Source organism: Billgrantia antri, assembly GCF_019430905.1.
In the GTDB taxonomy this organism is placed as follows: domain Bacteria; phylum Pseudomonadota; class Gammaproteobacteria; order Pseudomonadales; family Halomonadaceae; genus Halomonas; species Halomonas antri.
The window spans coordinates 270,334-289,295 of record NZ_JAHYCA010000003.1; the positions used below are offsets into that span (position 1 = coordinate 270,334).

Sequence of the window (18,962 nt, forward strand, 5' to 3'; positions counted from 1 at the left end):
GGGGGTTCGCAGGGCTTCGTCACGCCGGACTTCGTCTACCGTGGCGTGGCGCGACAGTGGCGAGTCGCTCGAGACGCACTCGCCCTTCATTCAGGAACCGAGACTCGCTCCGGCTCCTCAGGATCAGCCGTCTCACCGCTATCTCTACCTGGGCCTGGGCATCCTGCTACTGCTGTTCGGGATATCACTTGCCACGCTGCTGGTTGCCGAAGCCAAGACATCGCACTTCCAGGCTCAGGAAATCTCGCGCTATGCCGCCACTCTGCGCTACACGCTGGAGCCCGGTAGCAGCAACCGCATCCAATTCCCCAGCCACGGTCCTTTCGACCAGCGCCTGGGCTATACGCATCTGCCGGAACTGGAAGCACGCCTGCTGTCACGTGGCTATGATGTCATCGAGCAGGCCCATTTCACGCCTGCCCTGCTCGACTATACCCGCCGAGGTTTCTTCCCTCCCTATACGGAAAAGACCCAGGCAGGACTGACCATTGAGGAATGCCGGGGCGACACCCTCTACCAGTTCCGGCACCCTCAGCGCCAGTACGCCAGTTTCGACAGCATTCCTCCGATCGTTCTGCAGACCCTGCTGTTCATCGAGAACCGCCAGCTGCTGGACGAGAGTACGCCTTACGCCAACCCAGCCGTCGATTGGCCGCGCTTCACCAAGGCGGCCCTGTCCCAGGTTGGCCGGGCACTGGATCTGCCCGGACAGGCAGCAGGTGGCAGCACCCTCGCCACGCAGTTGGAAAAGTATCGCCACTCCCCCCAAGGCTTGACTTACTCCCCTCGGGAGAAGCTGCGCCAGATGATCTCGGCAAGTGTACGCAGCTACCGTGACGGTCCTCAGACCTTGACCGCTCGCCAGGACGTGGCGCTCGACTACCTCAATACCGTGCCGCTCTCGGCAGCCCCCGGCTATGGCGAGGTACATGGTATCGGCGACGGGCTGTGGGTCTGGTTCGGCACCGATTTCGATGCCTTCAATCGCCGTCTTGCCGTCGGCTTCGATGAAGTCGAAGAGCGCGCCGAACAGGGGCTTGCCCTGCGTCAGGTCGTGGCCCTCATGATCGCGCAGCGGCGCCCCTCGTGGTATCTCACCGGCGGTCGGGTGGCTCTGGAGGATCTGACCGACAGCTACCTGCGACTGCTGCGTCAGGAAGGCGTGGTAGCAGATGCGCTCGCCCAGGAGGCGCTGGCTCAACGCCTGACGTTTCGCGATTACAACGAGACTCCTTTTGACCTGAGCGTGGAAGCCGACAAGGCGCTCCAGGTCGCGCGCCAGCGCCTGAGCGGCATGCTGGGCATGTCGCTCTACGACCTCGACCGCCTCGACCTCAGCGCTCGCACCACCCTCGATGCCGGGCTGCAACGGGAAGTGACCCATTACTTGCATCGCTTGGCCGATCCCGAGTTTGCCAGTGAGGTCGGCCTGCTGGGAGATCGCTTGCTCACAGCGGAGCGAACACAGGACGTACGCTACAGCTTTACATTGTTCGAACGCAGCGAAGAGGGATTCGTGGTTCGCGTGCAGACCGACAATACCGACCAGCCGTTCGACATCAACCAGGGCAGCAAGCTCGAGCTCGGTTCGACCGCCAAATTGAGGGTACTGGCCACCTACCTGGAAGTGATCGCCGAGCTGCACGCACGGCACTCGGGGAGCAGCCGCGAAGCGCTACGTGCGGTCGAAATCGATCGTCAGGACGTCCTCAGCCGCTGGGTACTGGACCGGCTCATCGAGAACCCCGAGCTGGCGCTCGCCGAGCTATTGAACTTGGCCATGGAGCGTCGCTATTCGGCAAGCCCGGCGGAGGCCTTCTTCACCGGCGGCGGGCGCCATACGTTCAACAATTTCCGTCGTGAAGACAACGGGCGCAACCCGACCCTGGCCGAAGCCATGCGCGAGTCGCTCAACCTGCCCTTCATCCGACTGATGCGTGATCTGGTGCGCTACAGTACCCACGGTAGCGAACCACGCAGCCAACTGCTGGAGGACGACAGCGATCCACGGCGCATGGAGTACCTGCGCCTATTCGCCGATCGCGAGGGGCGCACCTACCTGCAGCGGTTCTGGCGCAAGTATCACCACCTCGATACCGACCAGCGCCTCGTCACTTTTCTCGAAGGGCTCAATATCTCGGCGCCACGACTGGCTGCCGTCCATCGCTACCTGTTTCCCGAGGCCAACCTCGACAATTTCGCCGCTTTTCTCATCGCCTGGCTACCCGACGCCAGCCGCCTGAGCGAGCGCGAAGTCGATACGCTCTACGAGCGCTATGCGCCGGGAAACTATTCGCTTACCGATCAGGGCTATATCGCCAAGGTACATCCGCTGGAGCTATGGCTGCTGGGCTATCTGCTCGATTACCCCGACGCCAGCTTCAGCGAGGCCGCATCCGCCAGCGCAGACGAACGCCAGGAGGTCTACCAGTGGCTGTTCAGGACCCGACATCGTAGCGCACGCGATGTGCGTATTCGCACCATGCTCGAGGTCGAGGCATTCAGCGACATCCACAAGCGCTGGCAGCGTCTGGGCTATCCCTTCGATCATCTCGTGCCTTCGCTGGCCACTGCCATAGGCTCATCGGGAGATCGCCCGGCGGCATTGGCAGAACTGATGGGCATCATCCTCAACGACGGCGTACGGCTCCCCACCCTGCGCATTGACGAGCTGCACTTCGCCGCCAATACCCCTTACGAGACTCGATTACTGCCAGCCAGCGGGCGAGCCCAGCGCGTCATGGCTCCCGAAGTGGCCGCGGTACTGCGTGAGACACTGTCGCAAGTGGTCGAGGGCGGCACCGCCCGACGCCTCCAGGGCAGCTTCACGCTCGAGGATGGCTCGCCGCTGGTACTCGGGGGCAAGACCGGCACCGGCAACAACCGGATCGAAACGGTGGGCCGTGGTGGCCAGGTCATCAGCTCCCGGGCACGCAATCGTACGGCGACCTTCGTCTTCTATCTCGGCGAGGACCATTTCGGCACCCTGACCGCCTATGTTCCCGGCAGCGCTTCGGACGACTTCCGCTTCACTTCGGCGCTGCCGGTACAGGCGCTCAAGGGGATGGAGCCGATCCTGCGCCCCTATCTCTCAGCGGGCGACGGCGCATGCCGCCCCTCTCCGAGCGGTGAATACCACTTCGCCGAAGACGAAGCCGATCGCTCACCCGATGCCTCGGGCGACGCTCCTGCCGTGCCCTCCGACCTGGCTCTGCGCTAAGGACCGGGGCCATGGCCGAGGAAGATGAGTGCCTCAGAACAACCCAAGTTGCCTATCGATCAGGTTGGCAAAGTCTGCGTCGACGAAGGGCAGAATAGCGTCTGCCACCGGCTGAAGTTGACGGGAGAGGTAGTGCTGATAGTCGAGCGCGGAGCGGTGGGCCTCGAGCGGTTCCGGCCCCGCCACGGTAATCACATAGCGAATCCAGCCGCCGTGCTGATATTGCAGTGGACGTCCGAGCCGGTCATTGAGTTCATCAGCCATGCGCGCGGCGCGTACATGGGGAGGCACGTTGCGGCGATACGCGTCGAGCCGGCGGCGCAGGCGCTTACGGTAAACCAGACGCTCGTCGAACTCGCCGGCCAGGGTTCTGCTGACGTAGTCGCGGACATAGTCCCGGAAAGGCTCGCCGAGGAAAATGCGCCGGTACAGCTCCTGCTGGAAGCGCTTTGCCAACGGCGTCCAGTCGGCACGTACCGTCTCCAGTCCCTTGAACACGACGCGCTCGCCACCATCGGCATCCCGTACCAGCCCGGCATACCGCTTCTTGCTGCCCTCCTCGGCCCCGCGAATGGTTGGCATCAAAAAGCGCCGAAAATGAGTTTCGAACTGCAGCTCAAGCGCACTCGTCAAGCCGAGTTCACTGTCGAGGTGTTGTGCCCACCAGTGGTTGACGCGCTCCGTCAGGTGTTGACCGATGGCATGGGCGTCATCCTCCTCATGGGCACTCCCCAGCCAGACGAAGGTGGAGTCGGTGTCGCCATAGATCACCGTGTAACCCTCGGCCTCGATCAGTTCACGGGTACGGCGCATGATTTCGTGGCCGCGCAGCGTGATCGACGAGGCCAGTCGCGGATCGAAGAAGCGACAGCCGCGCGAGCCGAGCACACCGTAGAACGAGTTCATGATGATCTTCAGTGCCTGGGACAGCGGTCCATTGCCATCGCGCTTGGCGGCCTCTCGTCCTTGCCATACCCGCTCCACCATGTCGGGCAGCGCGTGCCGGGTACGCGAAAAGCGTGCGCCGCGAAAGCCCGGTACGGTCTGGGCCTCGGTCTCGCACAGGCCCGCCACCAGGCCGACCGGATCGACAAGAAAGGTGCGAATGATCGAGGGATAGAGGCTCTTGAAATCGAGCACCAGCACCGAGTCGTAGAGCCCCGGCCGGGAGTCCATGACGAAGCCGCCCGGGCTGTCTTCCCCGCCGCGCCCCTCCACGAGGTTAGGCGCCACGAACCCCAGCCGGTGCATGCGCGGCAGATAAAGATGCGAGAAGGCCGCCACCGACCCACCGCTGCGGTCGGCCGGAAGCCCGGTGACGCTGGCTCTTTCGAGCAGAAAATCGATGAGCTCGGTCTTGGCGAAGATGCGGCTGACCAACTCACAGTCCTTGAGGTTGTAACGGGCCAGGGCCGGCTTGTCTTCGGCGAACAGGCGGTCGATCTCCTCGATGCGCTGGTAGGGATTGTCGATCGCCTTGCCCTCGCCAAGCAGCTCCCGGGCAACGTTCTCCAGGCTGAACGAGTCGAATCGCCAGGTCGCCTGGCGCAGGGCTTCGATGCCGTCGATGATCAGCCGCCCCGCGGCCGAGGCGAAGAAGTGATTGGGATTGCTGCCATGGGCGCGCCAGCCGAGCGGCTCGCCACCGCGTCCCAGCAGCAGCGGCACGCCGAGACGTTCGGCGTGTCGCTGCAGGATGCGCAGGTCGAACTGAACCAGATTCCAGCCGATGATCGCGTCGGGGTCGTGCCGGGCTAGCCAGCGGTTGAGTGCTTCCAGCAGCTCTTCAACGCCAGCACAGTAATCCAGTGCGAAGTCTCGCTTGCGCTCGGCCTCGCCGTTCCCACCGTTGGCGGGCCCCAGCATGTAGACCTGGCGCTGGCCGCAGCCCTCGAGCGCGATTGAGTAGAGCTCGCCGCGAACATCGGTCTCGATATCCAGCGAGACCAGCTTGAGCCGAGGGCGATAGCCACGCTGCGGCCGCAACTGGGCGTCATGCAGAGTGCCATCCACGCCTTCCTGTCCGGAAAACGTTACCGGTGCGGTAATGAAGCGCTCCATCAGGTAGCGCTCCGGTGGACGCACGTCGGCTTCGTAGATATCGATGCCGGCATCGCCCAGGCGCTTGGCAAGGTTCATCAACTGGCGATGCTGGCGACAGTAAAGGCCGATTACGGTGCGGTGTTTAAAATCCCGCAGGTTCAACTGGCGCAGCTCGCCGTCGCGCTCGCCACGCAGCAGTACCTCGGCCTGGTCGCGCTGCTCTGCGGGCAAGAACATCACCGAAGGCTGTGGCGGCAAACGCACATAGCGCGGCCCGGCGTCGGTCGCCAACCAAAACCCCACTTCACAGCCCGCGGGGGTATCCCGCCAGTGCCGTGTCAGCACGAACCCCTGCCATTGCTCCACCACAGCCTCGCATCATCCCACCGTCATGCCTGTCATTCTATACAGTAGGGCAAGGGAAGTCGCCGATCGATGATGTTTTCCTCGATGCCAGAGGCGGGGCAAGCAAACGACACCTCAACAAAATCGGCCCATGCCTCGGCATGGGCCGGGCTGAGTGCCGCTAGTTCGTCATCCTGGCCAAGGCTCAGTCACATGGAACGACAGCGCGCTGGGTGTCCTTGGCCCACAGGGTCTGGCCATTGGGCGTTTCGCCGTGAGCGTTCCAGGTCTCGGTGACTTCCACACAGTAGGAGCCGAGATCCTCGACGGTCTTCTCGGGGTTGGCGGGTTGCTCTTCGCTGATGCGCATGATGTCGGGATTCGAGCTGGTATAGCGCGGGGCAACGGCGTTCGTGCCACAGCCCACCAACAGGCCGGCAATCAACAGCAGGGGCAGAGTCAGTCGCAGTTTCATCATTTCATCCTCAGCATTGGTCGTTCGGCTATGAGAATGATGCGTAACCTGCGATGCGTGAGTCGTGTACGGAACCCATCCTTGGATTCATTCATTTGTATTGTAACGAAGCAGGCAGCCGATCGCATCCATCAGCGTTCCGGCGGCCCCTTGCGGTCGGCTCCGATCGGCTCGCCGGGCCGGGCTCCGGGCACTTTCACCCCGGCGAGACTGGGTACATCAGAGCGGTTTTCCCCCTTCACCACGCTGAACGAGCCGTCGGTCTCGAGGACCACGGCCGCGATGGCGGCGAGCTCGGCCGTGCCGGCGGCCCGCATCGCCGCTCGCACTTCTTCCTCGGTGACACGCGCCCGGCGCATGGCATCAGGCAGGTAACAGCCACGGTAGAACAGTAGCGCCGGCTCACCGGTGACCAGCTGCCGGACCCAGCGATGGCGCACGCTCGACCAGGTCACCAAATACTGCATGCCTATGAGAAGCGCGAAGGCCAGCATGCCCTGCGCCAGGGTCACGTCCTTGCTGAGCATGACCGTGGCCAGCACCGAGCCCAGCGCGACGGTGACGACGAGGTCGAAGGCATTCATCTTCGATAGCGTGCGCCGACCGGAAATACGCAGCAGGAACACCAGCCCCGCATAGCCCAGCACGCCAAGTACGGCCGTGCGAAACAGAGCCTGCCATTGATCGAAGAATATCGGGTCCAAGCCTGCCTCCTTGTCGTGCCTGTAGAGTCTGTCCATGTCTGGCCATAGCGTAGTGCACCGGGCAAGGCCTCGATGACTTCGGGTGCCTTTGCCTGCCATCGGATGCAGGGACGCGCCAACAGGGATACAATCGAAAGCCTGTTTTTCTTGGGAATTCCAGAGCCGATATGTCGAACTCCACCAGCGCCCCGCGCAAGATACTGGTCACCAGCGCCCTGCCCTACGCCAACGGCTCGATCCACCTTGGCCATCTCCTGGAGTACATCCAGACCGATATCTGGGTGCGCTTCCAGAAGAGCCGCGGCCATGAGTGCCACTACGTTTGCGCCGACGATGCCCACGGCACTGCCATCATGCTTCGCGCCGAGCAGGAAGGGATCAGCTCCGAGGCGCTGATCGAGCGCGTCTCGAAGGAGCACCAGGCGGATTTCGCCACCTTCGGCGTGGCCTTCGACAACTATCACTCGACCCACTCCGAGGAGAACCGTTACTTCAGCGAGCTGATCTATACCCGCCTACGCGACCGTGGCCATATCGCCACCCGTGACATCGAGCAGATGTACGACCCTGTCAAGGGCCTGTTCCTGGCCGACCGCTTCATCAAGGGCACCTGCCCCAAGTGCAAGACACCCGACCAGTACGGCGACAACTGCGAAGCGTGCGGCGCCACCTATACTCCTGCGGAACTGATCGACCCCGTATCGGCCATTTCCGGCGCCACGCCCGAGGTGCGCAGCTCCACCCATTACTTCTTCAAGCTGCCGGACTTCGCCGACTTCCTCAAGCAGTGGACACGCGGCGGCCACGTGCAGACGCAGATAGGCAACAAGCTGCAGGAGTGGTTCGAATCGGGGCTCAACGAGTGGGACATTTCCCGCGATGCACCCTATTTCGGCTTCGAGATCCCCGACGCCCCCGGCAAGTATTTCTATGTCTGGCTGGACGCGCCGATCGGCTACCTGGCCAGCTTCAAGAACCTGTGCGACCGCACCGGCCTCGACTTCGATGCCTACTGGCAAAAGGACTCCGAGGCCGAGGTCTATCACTTCATCGGCAAGGACATCGTCTACTTCCACGCCCTGTTCTGGCCGGCCATGCTGCACGGCGCCGACTTCCGCACGCCCACGGCGGTGAACTGCCATGGCTTCGTTACCGTCAATGGCGCCAAGATGTCGAAGTCCCGCGGCACCTTCATCAAGGCAGCGACCTATGCCGAGCACCTCAACCCCGAATACCTGCGCTACTACTTCGCGGCCAAGCTCACTTCGCGGGTCGACGACCTGGACCTCAACCTCGAGGACTTCTCCGCTCGAGTGAACGCCGACCTCGTCGGCAAGGTCGTCAATATCGCCAGTCGCTGTGCCGGGTTCGTCAAGAAGCTGGGTGACGGCGTGCTCTCGTCGCACTGCGCCGAGCCGGAACTGCTCGCTCGTTTCATCGCCGCCGGTGACGACATCGCCGAGGACTTCGAGGCCCGTGAGTTCGGCCGTGCGGTGCGCAAGATCATGGAGCTGGCCGACGAGGCCAACACCTACATTGCCGACAAGGAACCCTGGGTGCTGGCCAAGCAGGAGGGTCGCGAGCAGGAGGTGCTGGAGATCTGCTCGGTGGGGATCAACCTGTTCCGCCAGCTGATGGTCTATCTTGCCCCGATCGTCCCGGCCATGGCCCAGCAGTCACGCCGTTTCCTGCAGCTGGAGTCACTCGACTGGGAAAGCCGTCACGACGTGCTGCTCGCGCATGAGATTGCCAAATTCAAGCCATTGATGACCCGCGTCGAGCGGGAGAAGATCGATGCCATGATTGAGGCATCGAAGGAGGACCTGGTGGAAGAACAGAAACTCAAGGAGGCGGCCAAGGGGCCGCTTGCCGACGATCCCATCGCTGAGACGATCGCCTTCGACGATTTCGCCAAGGTCGACCTGCGCATCGCCCGCATCGCCAAGGCCGAGTACGTCGAAGGTGCCGATAAGCTGCTCCAGTTGACCCTCGACCTGGGCGGCGAGACGCGCAACGTCTTCGCCGGTATCCGCTCGGCCTATGCTCCCGAGGCTCTGGAGGGGCGTCTGACGGTCATGGTGGCCAACCTGGCACCGCGCAAGATGCGCTTCGGCCTCTCCGAAGGCATGGTACTGGCAGCCGGAGACAACGACGGTATCTATCTGCTGTCACCGGATTCGGGGGCAGAACCCGGCCAGCGCGTCAGGTAGACAGCCTCGTAACGGTAAATCAGCGCGGCTTCGGCCGCGCTTTTCTTTTCCAAGGAGCGCGAACTGCAATGCTTGATCTGGATTCTGAGGGGGTCAGTATTTGTGGATTAGAATTTCCAGTTCATTTAAGTTTTGTAATACCAAGCCGATAGTCCTTGTAAGCGAAAACCTACACTAGTGCCGACACCTGACACCCGCGGTGACGGCACATAAACAGGCATGCCTCGATGATGACAAGGCTCCATTCGTTGCGTAACCGATTCCTGCTGTCATTGTGTGGCGTGCTGTGCTTGGCGTTGCTGGCCCTGGTCCTGGTCGCTCGCTACCAGATCATGCCGATCCTGCTGGAAGACGAGGAAAGTTTTGCCGGCGCCGAACTCGATCGGGCCGAGCGTGCGCTGGACAGCGAACTCAACCATATGCGCCGCCTGGTGGAGGACTGGGCCTACTGGGACGATTCCTATGACTTCGTCAGCGGGAAACGGCCCGAATACGTCGACTCGAACCTCTACGAGGACACCCTCGAGACGCTGGATCTCAAGATGATGCTCTTTCTCGATGCCGACCTTGATGTCCACTGGGTCATTGGTTTCGACGAAGCGGGTGAATTTACCACATGCCCTGGTGCAGAACCTCCCTGCGATTGGGCAACACCGGCCGTAGCCTTCCTCGTACGTCATATCGAACGCAAGCCGGACGAAGCCACGGACACTTGGCTGCTGGCCCGTTCCAAGATGGGCATGGCCGCCTTGTCACCGATTCACCAGAGCCGGGAGGAGTCCTCGGCCGCCGGCTGGCTGGCCATGGTTCGCCCACTCGATGCCTCCTGGATCGAGCAGTTGCGCGATACCACCGGTATCCAGTTGGAACTGACTCCCGCGCCTGAACAGGATGGCCCCGTCCAGCAGTTGGAGCGCATCTCACCGACGCACATGGCAGCGCATCGCTTAATCCCGGCTCTGCCGCCGGGTCGCGTCGTGCGCATCGAGGCCCTGTTGCCTCGACAGCGCTACCAGGCAAGCCTCGAAACCTTCCGCTTCGCCCTCTACTGGACCGGCGGCGTGCTGATCGTCACGCTGCTAATCGTACTGTGGCTGCTCGAACGCATGGTGCTGTTGCCCCTGCGCCAGTTCACCCACTACACCCAATGTCTTCACCATGAAGCAGTGGCGCCCGACATGCCCGATCACCTGGTGACACGCCGCGACGAGATCGGCACCCTGTCGCGGGAGTTCCGCAGCCTGCTGGAGCATCAGAACAGCCAATCCGAACAGCTGCGCGAACTGAGTCAACACGATCCCCTGACGGGCGTCGCCAACCGGCGTCTTTTCGACGAGCGTTTTGCCCAGGCATTGAGCCGCCCTGTCCCTACACCCCGTGCCGCCGCCATGATGATCGACATCGACCATTTCAAACTCTACAACGATCACTATGGGCACCAGGCGGGCGATGTCTGCCTGATTACCCTGGCGCAGCGCATGGACCAGTTGCTCAGTGCTCACGGCTTCCTGCTGGCGCGCACCGGCGGCGAGGAGTTCAGCGTGCTGCTCCCCGGAACATCGCTGGAGGCGGCCCTCGCCCATGCCGAAGCGCTGCTCCGGGCCATAGAAGAGCTGAACCTTCCCCACGAAATCTCCCCGACCCGTTCCAGCGTCACCGTCAGCATTGGCGTCGCCGCGCACCGAGCGGACCTGTCGACGCCGTACGACATCATGCGAGCCGCCGACCAGGCCATGTACCAGGCCAAGACGGAGGGGCGCAACCGAGTGGAAGCCTATCGTGTCGGCGAGCCGCTCAGCCCCCTCGAGCGCTGAGGTGCGGCAACGGGCCGGCCGGTATGCCCACCCCGGTCTCGCGGCGTATAATAGCCGACCGCCAGTTACCTCTGGCACTCCCTGCCCCCAACAGGAGACGACGTGACGGGCCACAGCACTTTGATCGACGCCATCGACGCGCTGCTGCCACAGACCCAGTGCGGGAAGTGCGGTCACCCAGGCTGCCGCCCCTACGCCGAGGCCATCGTGGCGGGCGAGCCGATCAACCGCTGCCCGCCCGGCGGTGAGGAAACTGTCGAACGCCTCGCCGAGCTGACCGGGCGGCAGATCGAGGCGCTCGAACAACCGGCCCAAACACCCCTGGCGGCTGTCATCCGCGAAGCAGAATGCATCGGCTGCACCAAGTGCATTCAGGCGTGCCCGGTGGATGCCATCCTTGGGGCCAGCAAGCGGATGCACAGCGTGATCACCTCCGAGTGCACCGGCTGCGAGCTGTGCGTGGCGCCCTGCCCCGTCGACTGCATCGACCTGATTCCCCATCCCGAGTGGCAGGCGGCCAATGACGAGGCCGAACGCCAGGACTACCTGAATCGCCGGGCACGACTGGGCCGGCAGCGGCACCGGGCCCGCCTGGAGCGGGAGAAGCGCCTGGAGCGGGAGAAGCGCCTGGAGCGGCAGCGCCGTATGATCCAGCAACGGTCACGCGGTTCGCGCAACGGCCCAGCTCCACAGCGCCAGCGCCAGATGGCCGTGAAGGCAGCCGAACAGGCGGTACGCAGAGCTCGCCAGCAGTTCGAGCACGCCCAGCGATGCCATGACAGCGAAGCCTGCCGCCTGGCCGAAGTGCAGCTCGAACGCGCCACCGCTCTGCTGGAGGAGGCCCGCGCCTCCCTGACACCCGATCCGCAGTGAGCACCTTCACCACGAGTCCACGCATGAATGCACAGAAACGCTACGAGATCTTTTCCCGCCTGCGCGCTCACAACCCCGAGCCGACCACGGAACTGAACTGGAACACGCCGTTCGAGTTGCTCACCGCCGTGCTGCTCTCCGCCCAGGCCACCGATGTCGGGGTCAACAAGGCCACAGCTCGGCTGTTCCCTGCGGCCAATACGCCCCAGGCCGTCATCGACCTCGGCCTCGAAGCGCTCAAGGAGCACATCAAGACCATCGGGCTCTACAATACCAAGGCAGAGAACCTGATGAAGACCTGCCGCATCCTGGTCGAACGGCATGGCGGCGAGGTGCCGCGCACCCGCGCCGAACTCGAGGCACTGCCCGGCGTAGGGCGCAAGACCGCCAACGTGATACTCAACACCGCCTTCGGCGAGCCCACCATCGCCGTGGACACGCACATCTTCCGTGTGGCCAACCGCACCCGCCTGGCACCCGGCAAGAACGTCGACGAGGTCGAACAAAAACTGCTGCGCCACGTGCCCCGGGAGTTTCTCCGCGACGCCCATCACTGGCTGATCCTGCATGGCCGCTACACCTGCGTGGCGCGCAGGCCACGCTGCGGCAGTTGCGTGATCGAGGATCTCTGCGAATACAAGGAGAAGGTGGATATCGCATAAGCCGGTATCGGTTAAGCGAATTTCGAACTTAAAATGCGACTAATGGGGGTTTTGCATATAACGGTACAGTCATGGACGATGCCGGATAGATAACAATAACCAGAGCCGGATGCATGCCATTGCACGACCGCCCCATCGAAGAGCGCATCGAAGCGCTGCTCGCCCTTTCGCGAGAGCATGCCGACACTTTCTGCAGTCCCTCGGCCTGGCTGGCCCGTGAGCGCTACCTGGCCAACCATCCCACACGGATAGTGACCATGAAGTGCATGGATGGTCGTCTCCACCTCCCCCATGCCACGCGCACGCCGTTGGGCATCATCACTCCGTTTCGCAACCTCGGTGGCATCTTCAACCTGGGTTGGCCTTATCTCGGCGAGATCCTCACCGAGACCGTCGAAAGCGCCGTACGACGCGGCAACGGCGTACTGTTGATCATCACCTACCACTTCTCCCGCGGCGAAAAACTGCGCGGTTGTGCCGGCTTTGCCTGCGACACGCATGCCGCTCTGGCGCATGCCCGCGAGATACGCCGCCAGGCAGAGCGTATCTTCGGCCGCGACCATCGCCATGTTTATCCTCTGGTATGCGGCTTCGAAACCGACTCCGACGCGCTCATCGTGCATGGTGCCGACGACGCCACGCTCGATATCAGCGAACTCGCGGCAGATGCCGAAGACGACCTCGAACGCCGCCTCGCCAACCTGTGCCCCGACATGCCGGTCGACATTCGCCGCGATCTGCTGCCGCTGTTGAAAGGCAACCTGCAGCACGTCGATTCACTGCGCGGGATCGATCGCGAACTCGGCATCGAGCATCGCGAGTGGGTGATCTGCGTCGGTCGCGGCTTCGATTTCCTGCACCTGCCCAATACCGCGCTGATCGTCGGCCCCTACAGTCCCGACCTTTCCGGCCCCATCGGCACCGCCGCGGCGATCATCGCCGCCAACATGAAGGCGGGGCGCATCCGCGACGACGGTTTCCTACTGCTGGCCTCGACCCCCTACGAAACGGTCGGCGTGGATCGCGCCCGCGCCGAGCTGAAATCATGTTTCCTTGCCGAGTTCGCCGCCCAGGTCATCGCCCGGGAGCATCCCGCGCTGGCAGACTGCATGACATTGCGCACCGCCGTCGTCCACTGGCCCAGCCGCCGGCTGGAGCTCCTCCATCACGCTTGAACGGATCGCCACGATGACGCTGCTGAAGATCTTGCTGCTGCCACCCGCGCTCAACGTATGGCTGGTACTACTGGGACTATGGCTCAGCCCCAAGCGCTTCCTTGGTGCCCTGCTGATCGTGGTGGGCCTGCTCGGCCTGCTGCTGCTCGCCACGCCGATGGCCAGCCATACCCTGCGTCAGGGGCTGGAACCTTACGCAACCCCGACGCACAGCCAGTTGGAAAGCGCCGAAGCGATCGTGATCCTGGGAGGTGGACGGGACTACGATGCCCCCGAATTCGGCTGGGGCGATGCGCCGGCGAACCCCACCTGGCGCCGACTCGCCTATGGTGTTCATCTGCATCGCCAGACAGAATTGCCGCTGCTGGTCAGCGGAGGACGGCGTCATGGCGAGCAAGCCGCCGAGGCAAGTCTGATGACAGCCGCGCTGCGCGACGTCTTCGACGTGCCCGTGCGCTGGCGGGAGGAGGAAAGCCGCAACACCGCTGAGAATGCCCGCTTCAGCGCCGAGAGGCTGCGTGCCGATGGCATAGAACGGATAGCCTTGGTCTCGCAGGCCTGGCATCTCCCCCGGGCCGTGGCAGAATTCGAGGCCCAGGGCCTGGAAGTGATCCCCGCGCCCACCGAGTTCGCCAGCCCACCGCCTGCGGGCCTGGCGGCCTGGCTACCCCGCGCCTATCACCTCAACCAGAGTACGCGAGCGCTGAACGAGTGGCTGGGGCGTGCCGGTCAGGCGCTTCATCAACTGCTGCCATAGGTTGCGGCCTGTAGCACGGAACGCAAGTAGGGATCACCTCACGCCGATGCTGGCTCGCACCGCGGCGCCACGGCGTCCAAACCCTCGGGCCAGTGTTGCAACGTGGTGACGAGCTGGTTTGGCCAGTCACGGTCATTGTCCACCTGAGCCTGTGCGCGACTGAGTTCCAGCCTGGCCACGTCGACCTCATGGCAGGCCCACAGCGCATCGCCCTGGGTAGCGGCGAGTATCCCGTCGGCAGGAAAGCCGTGATCCATCGGCGCGTAGAGGGTCGCCTCGCCGGTGTTGACGTCGAGCGCCGGGCTCCATGGCGCCTCACCAGCGGTCACCGCCTGGGCCACGAAGAAGCGATTCTCGAGCGCACGAGCGAGACAGCCGATCCTCACACGGGTCGCACCGGCAGCGGTGTCGGTGCAACTGGGCACCAGTAGCAGGCGTATGCCTGCCTCGAACTGGGCGCGTACCGGCAGCGGGAACTCCACATCATAGCAGACCGCGATGCCGACCCGATGACCGTCGCAGTCGAAGCCGTGCAGCGCGTCGCCCGGTTCGATGATGCCGCTCTGCTTCTCGTAGCCGGTGAGCTGCAGCTTGTCCTGCCAGCCATGAACGCCGTTGGGGGCGAACCAGTCGGCCCGGTTGCGGTAGCGCCCGCTGCCCACATCGAGCAGGAAGGTGCCCGGCACCAGGTACATGTCGAGCTCCCGCGCCAAGCGGCCATAAAACTCGCACCAGGCGCCTCGCCATGCTTGAATGGCAGCCAGCGAGGCCGCGAGGTCGCCGTGCACCTCGGGCGAAAAGCCGGCCGCGAGTTCAAGGCTCAGGTATTCTGGCAAGACCGCGATCCGGGCACCCAGCTCGCGCGCCTGCCTCAGGCAGGCTTCCTGGCGCCGGGCGAAATCGTCGAAGCTTGCCGGCATGCCGATGGGATATTTGGCCACGGCCACGCGCATCGCTACTCCTCCCTCATGTTCCTGGTCTCGGTCGTTCTCACGCCTGGGCCACCTGACGCAGCCACTCCTCCAGGTTGTAGTAGTTGGTCACGCGCGTGATCCGACCATTCGCCACCTCGAAGAAGGCGCCGCCCGGCAGCACGTAGCGCTGCCCCTTGGCCGGCGGAAGCCCCTCGTCGGTGATGCGGTACTCGCCGTGGACGACGTATTCTGCGGCGACTCGTCGACCGTCGGCGGTAGGCATGAGCACGACGTCTTCCAGTCGCTCCACGTAGCTGCGATCCATGCGCGCCAGAAACTGACGAAAGGCGTCACGCCCCGTCTCCCGCGGCCCCTGGTTCAGGTCGTGCGCCACTTCGGGATCGAGACAGTCGAGCATGGCGTCCCAGTCGCCGCGATTGAAGGCATCGTAGTATCGCTGGATCAATTGCACGCTATCGGACATGAACAGGCTCTCCTGGCTGGGTTCGAGGGGCGCAAGTGTAAACGCCCCGGCCCGGTGGCGATAGCCTGTCGCCCTGCATTTATCCATTGCCGTACAGCAATGGCCAGGTAACCTCGCGCGCCTTGGAAGGTGGGACCCTCTCCCCGGCTTGACCCAAGGTCTTACAGCTCCGGGGCCTGGGGCACGTTACCCTGCCGGTAGAAGCCACCCTCCGCGCGACGAGACCCTACATGCAAGCGACCCTGCTACAACTCGCCATGGCCGGTGCCTTCGGTGCCTTCCTTGGCCTGCTGTTCCGTGTCACCCGCCAGCCGGGCCGGACGCGCGCCTTTGCCTTCACCCTGGTGGGCATGGCTGCCGGCGTTACCGCCTACGTGATATTCCACGTGCTGAGCCGTACCACCGGCGCGCCCGCCTGGCTGCTGCCCATGCTGGTGCTGCTGCAGGTATGGCTGTGGCTCGGCCCACTCGGACCCAAGTGGCGAGCGCTCGAAAGGAACGGCGACGAACCGCGCTGAGCGCTTGCTGCCAGCCCGTTTCCACGCATACGGACACTGCTACGGACGCCTTGTGCCAAGGTCGTCTTTGCCGCCGAAGCCGTGCGCACTAGACTGACAATCAACAAGATACAAAGACGCTTCAAGGAGTCATGCATGGCCAAGGTGCTGGTGGTGGACGATGAGCCCAACATCGTCCTGTCGCTGGAGTTCCTTATGCAGCAGGCCGGCTTCGAGGTGGAGACGGCCGAAGATGGCGAAGGCGCCCTGGCCAAGGTCGAGCACGCCGCTCCCGACCTGATCCTCCTCGATATCAGCCTGCCGGGGATAAGTGGCTTCGATGTACTGGAGCAACTGCGTCAGGACGACCGACACGCCAGGCTGCCGATCATCATGCTCACCGCCCATGGTCGCGAAGTGGAGCGTGAAAAGGGGCTGGCCCTGGGTGCCGACGACTACGTGACCAAGCCTTTCTCGACCCAGGCTCTGGTCGAGAAGGTAAAGGCCCTGCTCGCCGAGGACGCCTGATGAAGGGAGGCAAGCTGCCCAAGCGCCAGCGCCTGATCGGCCTGTGGCTGCTGCTCAGCGGCATCAGCCTGCTGGGGGGTGCGCTCTTCGCCGCCTGGCTCGACAGCTTGTTCCAGCCCCAGGGCGTCGCCAGAGTGGTACTGTGGCTCGGCTGCTTCTCGGGCGGCGGCACCATCTTTCTGGTCGGCCTGCTGCTCGAGCGCATGTTGTTTACCCCGTTGCGCCATCTGCAGGTGCAGCTGGCGCGCCTGGTGGCCAACCCGGATGCCCGCGAGGACTACCCTCCCGAAGGCTGGTTGCGCGGCCTGGGTCCGGATCTGGTAAGGGTACGGGAGGCCTGGCGTGGCGATCGTCAGCGCCTGGCCACCGCGCACGCCGAAGGCGCGCGCAGCGCGGCTCGCATCCGCCAGGAACTCGAGACGCTGTTGCAGGTACTCGACACGCCACTGCTGCTCTGCGACCACCACCGCCGGATATTATTGTTCAACCAGGCCGCCGAGAAGCTGTTCGAGGCGCACACCGGGCTCGGGCTGGGCAAACGCCTGGAGGCGCTGCTGCCCATATCGAGCCTTCAGGATGCCCTGGGGAAACTTCCGGCAGATGGCGCACCGCGCGAACTGCTGATCCCCTGCGACGAACGCTGGCTGCACATGGTGATGCGCCGGGTACCCCAGAGCAACGGCGAAACGCTGCTTACCCTGACCGATGCCACCGCGGCCTGGACCAGCGAGATGGGAGCCCGCGCCGGCCTGACCCAGCACATGGGACCGTTGCGCCGCCACGGCGCCAGCCTCGCCAGTGCTGCCGAAGCGCTGGGCAGCGTACGCCATGCCAGGCATATCGACGACACGCTGCGCCAGCGCCTGGAGGCGGTGATCGACGAGGAGAGCCGTGCACTGGGCAACGAGATCGAGAATCTCGGACGCTTGATCGAGGACATGCAGCAACAGGGCGAACGGTTGGTCCCCCTGTGGTCGAACGATCTCTGGCAGTCGCTCAATGAGCGGCTTGGAGACCGCTCTATCGAGGTGCTTCCCATCGGCATGCCCGCCTGGTTCAAGGGCGATGCTCCGGCGTTGCTGGTCATGCTTGCGACTCTACTGGAGCGGCTGAGCCAGCATGCCGGCACCCGCCATTTCGAAGGCGAGATCCTGCTTGGCAATCGCCGCGTCTACCTCGACTTGATCTGGCCCGGAAAACCGTTGCCGCAGCGGGAGCTGGCGGCATGGTGCGAGCAGCGACTCGAGATGCTACCGCTCTCACCGCGGGTTGGCGACCTGCTGCGCCAGCACGCCAGCGATGCCTGGAGCTTGGCGGACGGCGATGGGCAGCACGCTCGCCTGCGCCTGCCGCTGCCTGCCATGGATCGAGTCGGCGCACCGCCCAGCCAACTGCCGCCGCGTCCCGAGTTCCACGATTTCGGCATCGCTGACCTGCCGCCACCGGATGCCGAGCTGGCCCGGCGCTCCTTGCGCGCACTGGAGATCGTTGCCTTCGATACCGAGACCACCGGGCTCGAACTGCGTAGGGGCGATACCGTCATCAGTATCGGTGCCTGTCGTATCGTCAACGGGCGGCTATTGGCCAGTGACACCTTCGATGCGCGAGTCGATCCCGGCAAGCCGATACCGCCCGCCAGTACCGCGATTCACGGCATCACCGACAGCGAGGTGGCCGGTGCCCCACCGCTGCCGGTGATGCTGCCGCGCTTTCGCGACTATATCGGCGATGCCGTGATTCTCGCCCACAATGCTGCCTTCGATCTGCTGGCATTGCAGCCCACCGGCAGCGGTACGGCCCTGGACATGCCGGTACTCGATACGCTGCTGCTCTCACGGGCGCTCGACGAGAGCCTGGACGGGCACGACCTGGATACGCTCGCCGAGCGCTACGACCTAAGCTTCCCCCCGGGGACTCGTCATACGGCACTCGGCGATGCACGCGTGACTGCCGAACTGTGGCTGGCGTTGATGCCTCGCCTCGAGGCGCGCGGCATCGAGACCCTGGAGCAGGCGCTAGCCCTACAGGCCACTGCCTTCGATCGGGAGGACGCCTGCACATGAACAGCTCCGGCCCACAGGCTCGCCTGGTTGCCCTGATCGGTCTGGCGGCCCTGCTCTTCTCGCCGCCACTGGTGCTGATCTTCGATGGACCGCCCGGTGCCGGCCCGTCCTGGCTGCCGCTCTACCTGTTCGCGGCCTGGCTGCTGGTCATCGGCCTCGCCGCCTGGCTGATGGAGCACCGGCAGGAGGAAAGCTGAC

The 18,962-nt window shown here is 64.0% G+C and carries 16 protein-coding genes; 11 read left to right on the plus strand and 5 right to left on the minus strand.

All coding sequences use genetic code 11. The annotated features are described in order from the left end of the window. The first annotated feature begins 40 nt into the window (after window positions 1-40). A complete protein-coding gene (locus tag KPL81_RS09270) occupies window positions 41-3,220 on the plus strand; it encodes a transglycosylase domain-containing protein (RefSeq protein WP_219791612.1) in 3,180 nt (1,059 codons plus the stop codon). Window positions 3,221-3,253: 33 nt separating this feature from the next. Here KPL81_RS09270 and KPL81_RS09275 read toward each other — a convergent pair whose 3' ends face one another. From KPL81_RS09275 to KPL81_RS09285, 3 genes are all read right to left on the minus strand, one after another. Beyond that, window positions 3,254-5,629 carry a DNA polymerase II gene (locus KPL81_RS09275; RefSeq protein WP_338035603.1) on the minus strand — a complete coding sequence of 792 codons (2,376 nt, stop codon included), beginning with the start codon at window positions 5,627-5,629 and terminating at the stop codon, window positions 3,254-3,256. A gap of 184 nt (window positions 5,630-5,813) precedes the next feature. Then, window positions 5,814-6,083: a hypothetical protein gene (locus KPL81_RS09280; RefSeq protein ID WP_209472445.1), complete on the minus strand. Its 270-nt coding sequence runs from the start codon at window positions 6,081-6,083 to the stop codon at window positions 5,814-5,816. A gap of 131 nt (window positions 6,084-6,214) precedes the next feature. Further along, complete coding sequence (locus KPL81_RS09285) at window positions 6,215-6,787, minus strand: DUF421 domain-containing protein (protein WP_219791614.1); 573 nt, start codon at window positions 6,785-6,787, stop codon at window positions 6,215-6,217. A 167-nt stretch (window positions 6,788-6,954) separates the two neighbouring features. On the opposite strand from KPL81_RS09285, the gene metG reads away from it, so the two are divergent. The 6 genes from metG to KPL81_RS09315 all read left to right on the plus strand — a co-directional run bounded on the left by metG (window position 6,955) and on the right by KPL81_RS09315 (window position 14,278). Next, on the plus strand, window positions 6,955-8,997 hold the full coding sequence (gene metG / locus KPL81_RS09290; protein WP_219791615.1) for a methionine--tRNA ligase: 2,043 nt from the start codon (window positions 6,955-6,957) through the stop codon (window positions 8,995-8,997). A 227-nt stretch (window positions 8,998-9,224) separates the two neighbouring features. Then, window positions 9,225-10,811, plus strand: a complete 1,587-nt coding sequence (locus KPL81_RS09295; protein WP_219791617.1) for a sensor domain-containing diguanylate cyclase — start codon at window positions 9,225-9,227, stop codon at window positions 10,809-10,811. 102 nt (window positions 10,812-10,913) lie between these two features. Next, window positions 10,914-11,684 (plus strand): RnfABCDGE type electron transport complex subunit B, encoded by a 771-nt coding sequence (locus tag KPL81_RS09300; protein ID WP_219791619.1) that lies wholly within the window; start codon window positions 10,914-10,916, stop codon window positions 11,682-11,684. A gap of 23 nt (window positions 11,685-11,707) precedes the next feature. Then, window positions 11,708-12,346 (plus strand): endonuclease III, encoded by a 639-nt coding sequence (nth, locus tag KPL81_RS09305; RefSeq protein ID WP_219791621.1) that lies wholly within the window; start codon window positions 11,708-11,710, stop codon window positions 12,344-12,346. 113 nt (window positions 12,347-12,459) lie between these two features. After that, a complete protein-coding gene (locus tag KPL81_RS09310; RefSeq protein WP_219791623.1) occupies window positions 12,460-13,521 on the plus strand; it encodes a carboxysome shell carbonic anhydrase in 1,062 nt (353 codons plus the stop codon). 13 nt (window positions 13,522-13,534) lie between these two features. Further along, window positions 13,535-14,278, plus strand: coding sequence for a YdcF family protein (locus tag KPL81_RS09315; RefSeq protein ID WP_219791625.1), 744 nt, complete (start codon window positions 13,535-13,537; stop codon window positions 14,276-14,278). A 38-nt stretch (window positions 14,279-14,316) separates the two neighbouring features. On the opposite strand, the gene KPL81_RS09320 is transcribed toward KPL81_RS09315, so the two are convergent. Then, on the minus strand, window positions 14,317-15,231 hold the full coding sequence (locus tag KPL81_RS09320) for a carbon-nitrogen hydrolase family protein (RefSeq protein WP_219791627.1): 915 nt from the start codon (window positions 15,229-15,231) through the stop codon (window positions 14,317-14,319). A gap of 37 nt (window positions 15,232-15,268) precedes the next feature. Continuing rightward, window positions 15,269-15,676: a ketosteroid isomerase-related protein gene (locus tag KPL81_RS09325; RefSeq protein WP_219791628.1), complete on the minus strand. Its 408-nt coding sequence runs from the start codon at window positions 15,674-15,676 to the stop codon at window positions 15,269-15,271. A gap of 230 nt (window positions 15,677-15,906) precedes the next feature. Between KPL81_RS09325 and KPL81_RS09330 the strand changes: the two genes are divergently transcribed. The 4 genes from KPL81_RS09330 to KPL81_RS09345 all read left to right on the plus strand — a co-directional run bounded on the left by KPL81_RS09330 (window position 15,907) and on the right by KPL81_RS09345 (window position 18,961). Continuing rightward, a complete protein-coding gene (locus KPL81_RS09330) occupies window positions 15,907-16,194 on the plus strand; it encodes a hypothetical protein (RefSeq protein ID WP_219791631.1) in 288 nt (95 codons plus the stop codon). A 135-nt stretch (window positions 16,195-16,329) separates the two neighbouring features. Next, window positions 16,330-16,701 carry a response regulator transcription factor gene (locus tag KPL81_RS09335; RefSeq protein WP_209472474.1) on the plus strand — a complete coding sequence of 124 codons (372 nt, stop codon included), beginning with the start codon at window positions 16,330-16,332 and terminating at the stop codon, window positions 16,699-16,701. Next, window positions 16,701-18,764, plus strand: a complete 2,064-nt coding sequence (locus tag KPL81_RS09340; protein ID WP_219791633.1) for a 3'-5' exonuclease — start codon at window positions 16,701-16,703, stop codon at window positions 18,762-18,764. Before KPL81_RS09335 ends, KPL81_RS09340 begins: the two co-directional genes overlap by 1 nt. Beyond that, on the plus strand, window positions 18,761-18,961 hold the full coding sequence (locus tag KPL81_RS09345) for a hypothetical protein (RefSeq protein WP_219791635.1): 201 nt from the start codon (window positions 18,761-18,763) through the stop codon (window positions 18,959-18,961). Before KPL81_RS09340 ends, KPL81_RS09345 begins: the two co-directional genes overlap by 4 nt. Window position 18,962: the final 1 nt, after the last annotated feature.

Coding starts and splice junctions, on each gene's coding strand:
- KPL81_RS09295 (WP_219791617.1), top strand. CDS start 9,225: ATGATGACAAGGCTCCATTCGTTGCGTAACCGATTCCTGCTGTCATTG.
- nth (WP_219791621.1), top strand. CDS start 11,708: ATGAATGCACAGAAACGCTACGAGATCTTTTCCCGCCTGCGCGCTCAC.
- KPL81_RS09280 (WP_209472445.1), bottom strand. CDS start 6,083: ATGAAACTGCGACTGACTCTGCCCCTGCTGTTGATTGCCGGCCTGTTG.
- KPL81_RS09330 (WP_219791631.1), top strand. CDS start 15,907: ATGCAAGCGACCCTGCTACAACTCGCCATGGCCGGTGCCTTCGGTGCC.
- KPL81_RS09310 (WP_219791623.1), top strand. CDS start 12,460: ATGCCATTGCACGACCGCCCCATCGAAGAGCGCATCGAAGCGCTGCTC.
- KPL81_RS09320 (WP_219791627.1), bottom strand. CDS start 15,231: ATGCGCGTGGCCGTGGCCAAATATCCCATCGGCATGCCGGCAAGCTTC.
- KPL81_RS09340 (WP_219791633.1), top strand. CDS start 16,701: ATGAAGGGAGGCAAGCTGCCCAAGCGCCAGCGCCTGATCGGCCTGTGG.
- KPL81_RS09315 (WP_219791625.1), top strand. CDS start 13,535: ATGACGCTGCTGAAGATCTTGCTGCTGCCACCCGCGCTCAACGTATGG.
- metG (WP_219791615.1), top strand. CDS start 6,955: ATGTCGAACTCCACCAGCGCCCCGCGCAAGATACTGGTCACCAGCGCC.
- KPL81_RS09325 (WP_219791628.1), bottom strand. CDS start 15,676: ATGTCCGATAGCGTGCAATTGATCCAGCGATACTACGATGCCTTCAAT.
- KPL81_RS09335 (WP_209472474.1), top strand. CDS start 16,330: ATGGCCAAGGTGCTGGTGGTGGACGATGAGCCCAACATCGTCCTGTCG.
- KPL81_RS09345 (WP_219791635.1), top strand. CDS start 18,761: ATGAACAGCTCCGGCCCACAGGCTCGCCTGGTTGCCCTGATCGGTCTG.